Annotated in this window: 10 protein-coding genes; 3 read left to right on the top strand and 7 right to left on the bottom strand. The window is 40.1% G+C overall.

Annotated features, from left to right (window positions below):
- The 5 genes from FJR37_RS16005 to tig form a co-directional block, all read right to left on the bottom strand.
- Positions 1–447, bottom strand: a 447-nt coding sequence (locus tag FJR37_RS16005) for a DUF29 domain-containing protein (protein WP_168466496.1), incomplete at its 3' end; no start/stop codon positions are given.
- 92 nt (positions 448–539) lie between these two features.
- Entirely contained in the window at positions 540–1,376 is an 837-nt protein-coding gene (locus FJR37_RS16000) for an alpha/beta fold hydrolase (protein WP_168466495.1), read from the bottom strand.
- A 90-nt stretch (positions 1,377–1,466) separates the two neighbouring features.
- Positions 1,467–2,810 carry an ATP-dependent protease ATP-binding subunit ClpX gene (gene clpX, locus FJR37_RS15995; protein WP_168466494.1) on the bottom strand — a complete coding sequence of 448 codons (1,344 nt, stop codon included), beginning with the start codon at positions 2,808–2,810 and terminating at the stop codon, positions 1,467–1,469.
- A gap of 30 nt (positions 2,811–2,840) precedes the next feature.
- On the bottom strand, positions 2,841–3,518 hold the full coding sequence (clpP, locus tag FJR37_RS15990) for an ATP-dependent Clp endopeptidase proteolytic subunit ClpP (protein ID WP_039203649.1): 678 nt from the start codon (positions 3,516–3,518) through the stop codon (positions 2,841–2,843).
- Between the two features lie 349 nt (positions 3,519–3,867).
- Entirely contained in the window at positions 3,868–5,265 is a 1,398-nt protein-coding gene (tig, locus tag FJR37_RS15980; RefSeq protein WP_168466493.1) for a trigger factor, read from the bottom strand.
- Positions 5,266–6,402: 1,137 nt separating this feature from the next.
- On the opposite strand from tig, the gene FJR37_RS15975 reads away from it, so the two are divergent.
- The 3 genes from FJR37_RS15975 (at position 6,403) to FJR37_RS15965 (ending at position 10,430) form a co-directional block, all read left to right on the top strand.
- Positions 6,403–7,416 (top strand): aspartate-semialdehyde dehydrogenase, encoded by a 1,014-nt coding sequence (locus FJR37_RS15975; RefSeq protein ID WP_039202646.1) that lies wholly within the window; start codon positions 6,403–6,405, stop codon positions 7,414–7,416.
- 135 nt (positions 7,417–7,551) lie between these two features.
- Positions 7,552–8,454, top strand: a complete 903-nt coding sequence (gene dapA, locus FJR37_RS15970) for a 4-hydroxy-tetrahydrodipicolinate synthase (RefSeq protein ID WP_168466492.1) — start codon at positions 7,552–7,554, stop codon at positions 8,452–8,454.
- 209 nt (positions 8,455–8,663) lie between these two features.
- Positions 8,664–10,430, top strand: coding sequence for a ribonuclease J (locus FJR37_RS15965; RefSeq protein WP_039202639.1), 1,767 nt, complete (start codon positions 8,664–8,666; stop codon positions 10,428–10,430).
- Positions 10,431–10,527: 97 nt separating this feature from the next.
- On the opposite strand, the gene FJR37_RS15960 is transcribed toward FJR37_RS15965, so the two are convergent.
- Both FJR37_RS15960 and FJR37_RS15955 read right to left on the bottom strand, forming a co-directional pair.
- Positions 10,528–11,142: an FkbM family methyltransferase gene (locus tag FJR37_RS15960; RefSeq protein WP_052149956.1), complete on the bottom strand. Its 615-nt coding sequence runs from the start codon at positions 11,140–11,142 to the stop codon at positions 10,528–10,530.
- A 233-nt stretch (positions 11,143–11,375) separates the two neighbouring features.
- Entirely contained in the window at positions 11,376–12,422 is a 1,047-nt protein-coding gene (locus tag FJR37_RS15955) for a PstS family phosphate ABC transporter substrate-binding protein (RefSeq protein WP_168466491.1), read from the bottom strand.
- Positions 12,423–12,785: the final 363 nt, after the last annotated feature.

Below are 12,785 nucleotides of genomic sequence, written 5' to 3'. Positions count from 1 at the left end.
ATCAATATCTAATAATTGTTCAAGAGAATAAGGACATTCTGCGGGAAAATCAACCTGAAAATTAGTTTTTCTTTGCACATATCCTAATGCCCTTTGGTAAATTTTTGATTTTTCTTCAACTAAATGATTGTGTAAATTTGTGGTTAATTTAGCATTAAGTTGATCTCGAAAACTATAAATCTCAGCTTGCCAATGACCAGAATTTCTCTCAACTTCAATAGTCCAATACTGATACAGTAATAAATGTCTAATAATTTGCTGTAATAAACTTTCTACAGCATTTTTCTTTTCACTTCCCAAATCTTCCAACTCCTCAATTAAATTCTCTAAATCCACCTCATCAAAACGACCTTGTTTCAATAAATTAATAGTTTCTAATAACCATAAATAATCATCAGTTTCATAGAGTCCTTGTAACTTAGTAGTAAAATTACTGGTAATTGTCATAAACTTACCCCCTATTTACCTCTAAAATAACACACATCTCAAAACCGTAGGGGCGCAGGGCTTGCGCCCTTCCCCTGCCAATAACCGCTATATCAATTATTCAAAAACTCTTTGACTATTGCTAAATAAGTTTCTGAGTCTTCCAACATCGGAAAATGTGCCGTATTGGGAATAATATTTAATTGAACCTTATCACTTAAAGCCGCCGCCGTTTTCCCCAATTCAGCCGGAATAATAATGTCATGTTCCCCAGCAATCAGCAAAGTTGGTATAGTTAACTTCGCAAATTCTCCCGGCATTGTTTCCGCTTGTTCCTTACTCACAGAGGTATAGATAGTCCCTAAAGCCGCTTCATAATGGGCATTAACAAAATCTTCTAAAAAAGCCTGACTTTCCGCTTTAGGAATAGAACGATGTAAAAATCTAGCCATAAACATTTTATCAGCCAAAGGAATTTTACTTAACCACTGCGGGCGGAATTTCACCACATAACCACCAAATTTATGAAAAGCAGAAAAAGCTTTTTCATCATATTCAAAAATGCCGCTACAAGTTAAAATTCCCTTAGCAACTCTTTCGGGATAACGATTAAAAAATAAAGTTGCAATAGAAGCACCCATAGAATGGGCATTAACATAAACACGATCAAGATTTAACTCATTTAATAAAACCGCCAAATCTTCCGCGTATTCTGTTAATTCATAACTTAAATTCCCATTATTTTGGGGTTGACATTGAGAACGACCAAAACCCCGTAAATCATATAATAAACAATCAAAATTATCTAATAAAGCCTCAGCCGTACTTTGCCAATATCTCGCTGAACCAGCCCAACCATGCAAAAAAACCATCACCGGTTTCATAACATTTGATGGTTTTTTCATCCACTCGTAATAATGGTCTACACCCCGAACATTTATATAAGTCATTGCAAGAATTAAAAACTAAGAATTAAAAATTAAAAAATCAAGAGTCAAGAGTCAAAATCCAAATGACTAATGACTAGTGACTAATGACTTTTAAGCCGACTCTGGTTTAGGTAAAGAAGAAGGATGTACTATTAGTTCAGCAGTAGAACGTTTTTCCACCATTTCCTTAGTAATTGTACAGCGAGTCACATCCTTGCGAGAGGGTAACTCATACATTACATCCAGCATCAACTCTTCCACAATACCGCGTAAAGCCCGCGCTCCAGTTTTTCGCCGATAAGCCTCTTGAGCGATCGCTTTTAACGCCTCTGGTTTAAAATCCAACTGGACATTATCCATATTCAGCAGTTTTTGGTACTGTTTCACCAAAGCACTCTGTGGTTCAGTTAGAATTGCCATCAGCGCATCCTCATCCAAAGGATCAACCACAGCCACCATAGGAATCCGACCAATAAACTCAGGAATCATGCCAAATTTCACCAAATCATCTGGTTGCAGATGACGTAATGTATCAGCAGCCCGTTTTTCCTTAGTTTGCACATCACCTGGTTGCACAAAGCCAATTGACTTTTTCCCAACCCTCTGATCTACAACTTTTTCTAAACCGACAAAAGCGCCACCACAGACAAACAAAATATTGCTCGTATCAATTTGGATACAATCTTGATATGGGTGCTTACGTCCGCCCTGGGGTGGAACATTAGCAATAGTCCCCTCCAACATTTTCAATAAAGCTTGCTGTACCCCTTCCCCAGAAACATCTCTGGTAATTGAGGGATTCTCACTCTTCCGGGCGATTTTATCAATTTCATCAATGTAGATAATACCCCGTTGAGCCTCCTCCACATCCAAATCTGCCACCTGCAACAGACGCAACAGGATATTTTCCACATCCTCACCCACATACCCAGCTTCCGTCAGGGTTGTAGCATCAGCAACAGCAAAGGGAACATCCAGGATTTTCGCCAGAGTTTGTGCCAAGAGAGTCTTACCGCAACCAGTCGGTCCAATCAGTAAAATGTTGGACTTTTGTAGTTCGATGGCATCATCTGTCCCAGCATTGGCATTACCCTTAGACTGAAGAATAGCCAATCGCTTATAATGATTGTAAACAGCCACAGATAGCACCTTTTTGGCTTCATCTTGGCCGATAACGTGTTCGTCTAAATAATTTTTAATCTCTCTCGGTTTAGGGATTTGATTAAACGAGAGATTAGACGAACTGGTACGACGTTTTTCCGTTGGTTCTGACTTTTGCGCCGGTTGTGACGCAGCCGCAGCACTAGTATCCAACAATTCCTCATCGAGGATTTCATTACACAAGTCAACGCATTCATCGCAGATGTAGACTCCCGGACCTGCGATTAATTTACGTACCTGCTCTTGAGACTTGCCACAAAATGAACATTTTAAATGGGAGTCGTACTTAGACATATCAGCCTCTTATTTCAGAATGACGACGATTTACCCTGCTGTGGGAAGATTTTGTCTAGAAATGACCTGATCGATCAAACCATAATTCTTCGCCTCTTCTGCTGACATGAAAAAGTCGCGCTCGGTATCAGCCTCAATTCTCTCCAAGGGTTGACCAGTATGCTTGGCCATTAATTGATTTAATTCGCCCTTAATGTAAAGAATTTCTCGCGCTTGAATTTCAATGTCAATAGCTTGTCCTTGAGCGCCACCCAGGGGTTGGTGAATCATAATCCGGGAGTCAGGTAAAGACATCCGCTTTCCGGCAGTTCCAGATGTTAATAAAAAAGCCCCCATGCTCGCTGCCAGCCCAAAACAGATAGTTACAACATCGGGACGTATTTGTTGAATTGTATCATAGATTGCCATACCCGCGTAGACAGAGCCACCAGGAGAATTAATGTACAATTGAATATCCTTTTCCGCGTCTTCAGAATCGAGAAAAAGTAATTGGGCAACAATAGAATTAGCTACAACATCATCTATGGGAGTTCCCAAAAAAATAATCCGCTCGCGGAGTAAGCGGGAGTAGATATCAAATGCCCTTTCTCCCATCCCAGACTGTTCTACCACCATTGGCACAATATTACTAGGGCTGCTAGAACTGCCACTAGTACCAATAGGACTCAAGCTGTTGATTGGGTAATTTCCCGACTGCGATACAAGCATACTAGAATATTTAAAAATAAATGGCATGAAATTGTGAACTGTTAACCATTATGCCCTATATGGCAGAATTCAGGAGGTGGGAGTAAGAGGTGGGGGAGTTGGGGGGGTGGGGGAGGTGGGGGAGGTAGGGGGGGTAGGGGAGGTAGGGGAGGTAGGGGAGGTAGGGGGGGTGGGGGAGGTAGGGGGAGTAGATATTTCCTAACTACCAATTACCAATTACCAATTACCAATTACCCATTACCAATTACCCATTACCCATTACCAATTACCAATTACCAATTACCAATTACCAATTACCAATTACCCATTACCAATTACCCATTACCAATTACCCATTACCCATTACCAATTACTCAGGATTACTGGTTTCTGCTTCCTGAACTGCTTCAGTGCTTTCGGTTGCTTCCGCCGCACTTAGAGAACCTTCCGCTACTAGTTCCACAGATGAACGTTCTAGCAACCAATCAACGATTTTTTTGGTTAAAAGTTCTTCTTTAACCACTCCACGCAATCTATTTTCATCCAAATCTTGATCAGGATATTCTGCCATCAATAGGGCGACTCTAGCTTGCACTTCTGCCGTTGCCACTTCAATAGATTCACGTTTGCCAATTTCTTGTAAAGATAGCGTCCGCTTGAGACGTTCTATAGCTTCAGGCTTGGATCTATCACGTAATTGGGGAATAATTTCTTGAGTGAATAGCTTTCTGACATCTATTCCTTGCTCGGACAACTTCATAGCTGTCTGTGACAGCATAGCATCAATTTCTTGATCAATCAGTGTTGTCGGCAAATCTATTTCAACATGGTTGAGTAGTTCTTTGACTAACGCTTCTTGCTGATTGTCTTTGGTTTTATCGGCAGCTTCTTTTTGATACCGTTCTTCTAAGGATGCCCGCAATTGTTCTAAGGTCTCGAAATCGCTGACTGATTGGGCAAAATCGTCGTCCAATTCTGGCAGTTCTTTGGTTTTAATTTCTTTGAGGGTAATGGTAAACAGCGCCGCTTTACCAGATAACTCTTCGTTACCATAAGGATCTGGGAATTGAGCAGATACTTCTTTGGTTTCTCCAGGGTTCATGCCCACTATACCCAAGACAAAACCGGGAATAAACTTATCCTCTTGTAATTCAACTTGAAAATCAGTTCCTTCTCCACCGGGAATTGGTTTGGGTTCACTATCAGGATCATCCCCTTCAGTTTTGGCAATTACACCCTTAAAGTCAATTACTGCCATATCACCGATTTGGGCGGCACGTCCTTCTACGGGGACTAAAGTTGCTGATTTTTCTCTTTGGGCTTCAATAACTGTATCTACTTGGGTAGGATCATACTTGATTTCCTCCGCTTTAACTTCTAAACCAGTGTATTGGTTTAACTTGACTTCTGGGAAGACATCCACAGAAGCGGTAAAAGTCAGGGGTTTTCCTGGTTCATAATTGACAATTAATTCATCAAAGGAAGAACTTAATTGGGGCTGACCAAGAGCGGTAATCGCTTCTTGTTTAATTGCTTGGTCAATGCCTTCTTGCAGCATTTCTTCTAGGGCGGTTGCTTTGACGCGAAGATTACCGATACGTTGTATTAATATTTGCCGGGGGACTTTGCCTTTGCGAAACCCAGGAATATTTGCGGTATTAGTTAATTTTCTAATAGCTTGCTCGTATTTTTGTTTGGTAATTTCCGGTGTAATTTCTATTTGTAAACCAATTTGACTGGCGGGAAGTTTTTCCTGGGTAACTTTCATGCGTTGTTTCTATTTTTCTGGTATTTTAATCTGCTATCTAAATACTAGACAAGTCTAGACATTTACTTCTACGGGGTATAGGATCGGTTATCCCGACCTAAGTTCACTCGCTGTTGACGAAACACGATCATATTCTGAATAGATATCATTCAGACACAAATGCGTGTGAATGTCTTTCAGCAGAGATCCATTTTACTGCAAAAAGTAAAGGACTGAACACTTTATGATATTCTTTCAACATAGCAGCCCTAGTTCCGGTAACATAACTTTACAGGCAGGGATTCTAGCAAATACCCAAATGTTAATTGCCCTTGGTTTTCTTTTTTGCAGTTTGCTGTATAATGGGATATTATACGATAATGTAGTGTCAGTAACTCAGCCCTAAAGGGAATGAGCTTGTAAGAAATTGCAAACTGTACTGACCAGTCTAAGTCTTCATTGACTACGTTTTTTGAGTCACGACACCCCGGAATGCGAAGCTAGTTCCCTGCTCTGTCATTTGCAATTAAACAGTTTTAAAGTCACTGAAACAGTGTTGCAAGTCTAAAAAGCTCTTAAAACATTGACGAGGCTAACATCACCCCGAAAGGGAGGCTCTTCGGAGCAAAACATTATGCGTACAGAGTTGGGAAATTTGAATCGGTAATTGTCCCGTTGAAAGTACATCACAAGAGTACCCCGAATTTGCCAACTCCAAGGCGGTAATGAGAAAATATTTAAGGGGGTTAAAACCGCACGAGTCGCTTCCCTCTCAGGTTTGAAGACACTGAGTTTCCCACTTACTGAGTATTCTTATGACAATTTGATTTGCTATGACTTCCATAGCTGTAGAGTGCGATATAAATTAATTTTAACTGCAATATACAGCACTTCCTGGTGTTATGAGGTACAAGAACCCCACCCCCAACCCCCTCCCCGCAAGCGATGAGGGAGCTAGGATGTAACTCATAAGAGCGGAGACCGCTGTAAGCAACAAAGTCTCAAATCTCTCAATAGTCATCAAAAATTGGGATATAATCACGAGAATATGCAAATTTTACTATTGAAAATCTGCTGTTGACAGGAACAACAGAAACATTTGATTTTTTAAGTTGTCCTAAAAAAAGTGCTAGTTACCTCTTAAAGGAGGAGTCGAGTTTGTCTAAGTCCTATCGTGTAGCTATTTTGGGAGCAACTGGTGCTGTAGGTACTGAGTTGCTGGAATTACTAGAAAGCCGAAATTTTCCTCTGGCTGAATTAAAATTGTTGGCATCGCCACGCAGTGCGGGAAAAACACTCAGATTCAAGGGGGAAGAGATCCAAATTGAGGCGGTGAGCGATCGCAGTTTGGCAAATCTAGATATAGTCTTAGCTAGTGCTGGGGGTAGCATCTCCAAAACTTGGGCGAGTGTAGCGGTAGAAAAAGGAGCAGTGGTAATTGATAATTCCAGTGCCTTTCGCATGAACCCGGATGTCCCTTTGGTAGTTCCAGAAGTAAATCCCCAAGCCGCATTTACTCACCAAGGAATTATTGCCAATCCCAACTGTACGACAATTCTCATGTCCTTGGCAGTTTGGCCATTACATCAAGTTAAACCAGTTAAAAGGATTGTCGCTGCCACCTATCAATCGGCTAGTGGTGCTGGCGCGAAGGCAATGGAGGAAGTAAAAATCCAAAGTGACGCTATACTACAAGGAAAGCAACCAGTAGCGGAGATTTTACCTTACCCATTGGCATTTAATTTATTTACCCATAATTCTCCCATGACAACCTGGGGATATTGTGAGGAAGAAATGAAGATGGTGAACGAAACCCGCAAAATCTTTGGTAATCAAGAAATCAGAATTACCGCAACTTGTGTACGGGTTCCCGTACTCCGCGCCCATTCTGAAGCCATTAATCTAGAATTTGAAACACCTTTTGATCCAGATGAGGCTAGAGAAATTTTAAGAACATCCCCTGGGGTGAAATTAGTAGAAGATTGGCAAGCAAATTATTTTCCGATGCCTATAGATGCTAGTGGTAAAGATGAGGTTTTGGTGGGAAGAATTCGCCAGGATATTTCTCATGCTTGCGGTTTAGACTTATGGCTATGCGGCGACCAAATCCGTAAAGGTGCAGCTTTAAATGCAGTGCAAATTGCTGAATTATTACTAGAAAAAATTTACTGAAATTGACTACAGTATAAGTTTAAATTCAGTCATTTGTCATGAATCATTAGATAATCAACAACTGACAACTGACAACTAACAACTGACAACTGACAACTGACAACTGACAACTAACAAATTAGGAGAGAAAAGAGTGTGGGAGATTTTGGAACAATTGTAACTGCTATGATTACGCCGTTTAAGGCAGACGGTAGTATTAATTATGATGTAGTTGCCAAACTAGCAGATTATCTGGTTAACAACGGTACAGATGCAATAGTGGTATGTGGTACAACAGGGGAATCTCCAACCCTGACTTGGGACGAAGAATATCAATTATTTGTTGAGGTATTGCAAACTGTATCAGGTAAAGCTAAAGTAATTGCTGGTTCTGGTTCTAATGACACCAAAGAAGCGATCGCCGCCACCCAAAAAGCGGCTAGAATAGGAGTATATGGTTCTTTACAAGTGGTTCCCTATTACAACAAACCGCCACAGGCTGGATTATACAAACACTTTCAGGCAATAGCCCAGTCCTGTCCTGACCTGCCAATGATGTTGTATAACATTCCTGGGCGCACGGGACAAAACCTCAGTTCCGAAACAGTGGTAAGATTAGCGGAAATTGATAACATTGTCGCCATTAAAGAAGCCAGTGGTAACTTAGATCAGGTGAGTGAAATCCGTCGCTTGACACCCAAAGAATTTCAGATTTACGCTGGAGATGATTCTTTAACTTTACCAATGTTAGCCATAGGATCTCAAGGGATAGTCAGTGTAGCTTCTCATTTAGTGGGTAATCACATCCAAAAAATGATTCAAGCATGGAAAGTGGGAGATACTCAACTTGCTACTGATATTCATTTGCAATTGTTTCCATTGTTTAAAGCTCTATTTTTAACTACAAATCCCATTCCTGTCAAAGAAGCGCTAAAACTGCAAGGTTGGGAAGTAGGTTCAACTCGTCTACCGTTATATGAAGCTGATACGGATGTATCGAAAAAATTAGAGTCAGTAATGCAAAAGCTGAATTTAATCTCAGCCCCAATAGGTGAGTGATTTATAAATAATGTGTACAAATGGTGACTAGATTATCGTCTTAACACTTGTGCTACAACTGAACAATATAAAAATCATTCAGTTTGATGTCAACGAAATCAAATAGGACTTTATAGAAGCTGAATTTAAACAGAAAATTTGGTCTTTTCTTTCATACAAGAAACCGAACTATCAACTGATTCACAACTAACAAAAATCTCCAGGAGAAAATGTCTAAAAACGAATCTAATCCCGCTCTCAAAATTATTCCTTTGGGCGGTTTACACGAAATAGGTAAAAATACTTGCGTTTTCGAGTATGAGGACGAAATTATCCTGTTAGATGCAGGATTAGCCTTTCCCACAGAAGCCATGCACGGGGTAAATATTGTATTGCCAGATACAACTTATCTACGAGAAAATCGCCACAAAATTAAGGGCATGATCGTTACTCATGGTCACGAAGACCACATCGGGGGAATTGCCTTTCACTTAAAGCAATTTGATATTCCGGTGATTCATGGACCTAGACTAGCAATGGCAATGCTAGAGGGTAAATTAGAAGAAGCAGGGGTACGCGATCGCACAGAACTAAGAAAAGTTCTTCCCCGTGACGTGGTGAGAATTGGTAAACATTTCTTTGTCGAATATATCCGCAACACCCACTCCATCGCTGATAGCTTCACTGTGGCTATTCATACACCAATAGGCATAGTTATCCACACGGGAGATTTTAAAATTGATCATACTCCCGTAGATGGTGAAACTTTCGATTTACAACGTCTGGCAGAACATGGTGAAAAAGGCGTACTTTGCCTCTTGAGTGATTCTACCAATGCAGAATTGCCAGGATTTACACCTTCCGAACGGGCTGTTTTTCCTAACCTTGACCGAGAATTTTCTCACGCTACTGGACGCTTATTTGTCACCACCTTTTCTTCTAGCGTCCATCGCATCAACATGATTTTGCAACTAGCAAGAAAACATAATCGTGTAGTGACAATCGTTGGGCGTTCTATGCTGAATTTAATCGCCCATGCTCGAAATTTAGGTTATATCAAATGTGAAGATAGCCTATTTCAACCGCTGCATACGGTTCGGGGAATGCCAGATGAGAGAGTGCTGATTTTAACCACTGGCTCTCAGGGTGAAACAATGGCAGCGATGACAAGAATTGCCAATAAAGAACATCCCCATATCAAAATTCGCCAAGGAGATACGGTTCTCTTCTCCGCTAACCCCATTCCTGGTAACACAATTGCTGTGGTGAACACCATTGATAAATTGATGATTCAGGGGGCAAAAGTGGTCTATGGACGGGATAAAGGGATTCACGTTTCTGGACACGGCTGTCAAGAAGAACAAAAGCTGATGATTGCTTTAACTCGTCCTAAGTTCTTTGTGCCATTTCACGGTGAACATCGGATGTTGGTGAAGCATTCGGAAACTGCTCAAAGTATGGGGATTCCGGCAGAAAATATGGTGATTATCCAGAATGGAGATGTCATCGAGTTAACGGAAGATTCTATCCGTGTTGCTGGAAAAGTGCCAGCGGGGATTGAATTGGTGGATACTTCTAGTTCTGGTATGGTGAGTTCTAAAGTGTTGCAAGAACGCCAACGCATGGCTTCTGAAGGAACTGTGACTATTGCTGCTGCTATTGATTGGAGTGGTAAGCTAATGGCAAAAACGGAAATTCATATGCAGGGTGTGGTGACAAGCATCGAGCGATCGCTCTTGCAAAAATGGGTACAACAACGCATTGAGGAAATTCTTAGCGTCCGCTGGACGGAGTTTTCTCCCGTAGAAGGACAACCTGCTGATACTGATTGGGGTGGATTGCAGGAAACTCTAGAACGTGAGTTGGCGCGTTCTATGCGGAGAGAGTTGCAATGTCAACCTTCTTTGACGTTGTTGATGCAAGTTCCTGAAGAACCTGCTGTGAAGGTTTCCGATGGTAGAAGACGACGCACTCGTTCTACTGCGGTTGCTTCTTAAGAGTTAGCTCACGCAGAGGCGCAGAGGCGCAAAGGTGTTATTCAGCATCTTTGCGTTTTTTTGAGAGTTAACAAGACAGTCAATCAATGCTATAGGATTATAAACGCCAAAATATACCGTCTGCTTTTAATATATTGCCACTTTTCAAATTATGATAAAGGGGCGTTAATGCTACCAATGTAAATCCTTTTTCTAATAAAAAATTAACCATATTCATAAATAATAATTCACCTTGATAATGCTCTTTAAAAGATAGCTCTAATTGAAGTCCTGATATATATTCAAGTGAGTTTATTGCACCTGCTAAAACATCTTTTTCGTAACCTTCTGTATCAATTTTTAGAAAAACTTTATCTCCCGGTTGATAATATTCGTTAAAAAGTGAATCAAATTTATGTATCTTAATTTTCTCCTGGACTGTAGATACTGAATTAGGATACATTTGATTGAGAAATGGAGTTGGTTTCAAAAGCGAACTGAACACAGAACTTTTAGAAATGTTAATTACAGCCTCTCCATCGTAATTGCCAAGTCCACAGTTTAAAACTTTCCACTTAGTATAACTACGGGCATTTTTTTCTAATTTAGTAAAAACTGATGAAATCGGTTCAAATGATATGATTTGACCTGTATAGCCTAGTGATATTTGCCGTTCAGCATACTGACCTACATTAGCACCAACATCAAAAACTTTATTGATTCCGTATGACATAAAGGCTAGATCAGCTATTGGATGCCTGACAAGGTCATAGTTATATTTATGAAAGATCCGTCTGATATTGTATCTAAACTTATGCCAATTCATTGAACGAATCTCCATTATTGTTACGAAATTGAACTTATACGGAATACAAATACCGATGGTCTATTCTATCATCTGACCCGAAGCGGAGAGAGGTTTGGAGAGGGGTTTGTTTATACATTAAAAACTTTTCAAACATCCCCTTAGAACTTAGCTTGTTTTTGCAAGACCTGTTCTAGAGTTAAATTAAATTGAGATTTACCCTCAAAAACAGTGCCGACTTTACCTTTGTTAAAATGGATCTTATTTAATTTGTAAGCTTGATCTGTTAAGGGTACATTGCCAATAGCACTGACAAACTCAGGTGCTTTATCCATGTATAATGCTAAAAATTCTCTCATATCTGGTTTTTGCCGAAGAGATTTATAGCTGACATATATAAACAGTGGACGAGAAAGTGGTCGGTATTTTCCCCATTTCACACTTGTCCGCGAAGGCATCACTGCACCAGTACCGCTATCTACAGATAAGGCTTTCAATGTATCTTTGCTAGAGTTGTAATAGGCGTAGGGAATGACAGCTAAGGCGTTGATATCACTGCTAACTTTGCTATCTATGACTTTGTAATTTTTATCAGCTTTATAGTCCTTACGAATAGCCCCTTCTTGTCCTACGGCAATTTGTGTAAAATAGTCAAAAGTGCCTGAATCTTTATCAGGACCATAAAGGTTCAAGGGTTTATTCGGCCAAGTAGGACGAATCTGATTCCATGTAGTAATTTTACCTTCGGCTGATGGTTCCCAGATTTTTTTGAGTTCTGCCAAAGTTATATCCTGCGCCCAATTATTTTGAGCGTTAACTACTATTGTTATTGCATCAAAACCAATGGGTAATTCAAGGAATGTCACGTTATTTTGATTACATTTTTTTATTTCGTGAGTATGAATTGGTCGAGAAGCATTGTTAATATCTGTCTCTCCCAAACAAAACTTTTTAAACCCGCTACTAGTACCGGAAGAATTAAGTTCAATTGCTTTTACTGAAGGTGATTTACCATTATTTTTCTGGAAGTTATAATCATTGCTGACTTCTTGGGTAATAGGGTAAACAGTGTCTGAACCATCAATTTTAATAGCTGTTGTTGTCTTATTTGGTTGGGACGGTTGACATGATGATACCAGTGCGGAGAGTCCCACAAGGAAAGTTAGAGAAAATATTGGTTGTAAAAGATTTTTGGTGACAATTTTCATCGCGCTAATTTTAGTAGATGCTAATTTTACTAAGAGGGTGTTTGAAAAGTCATGATTGCTGTATCAAATGTTACACCCTTCCCTGCCCCTCCCCTTGTGAAGGGGAGGGAACTGGTTTTTATTGTTTCCCCCCTTCATAAGGGGAAAGGGGGGTAAAAATGTGATGAAAATTACGGGATAAAACTTTTAAAGCATTTTCCGCAAAAACTAAGATCAATGTCAATCCATCTAAAGATGGATATTGAAGCACCAGTATTGACTGGAGTTTAGATACCCGTAAGTAATTATAAAAGTGTTAAGTAGTCGGACAAAATTAAATTCACTCGTTGAGAGAGGGAACAGGGAACAGAAAAATCAATTGTG

Source organism: Aphanizomenon sp. UHCC 0183 (assembly GCF_009712065.1).
Lineage (GTDB): Bacteria > Cyanobacteriota > Cyanobacteriia > Cyanobacteriales > Nostocaceae > Dolichospermum > Dolichospermum heterosporum.
The sequence above is the reverse complement of the archived record's forward strand: the minus strand, read 5'-3'. Positions and strand labels throughout refer to the sequence as shown.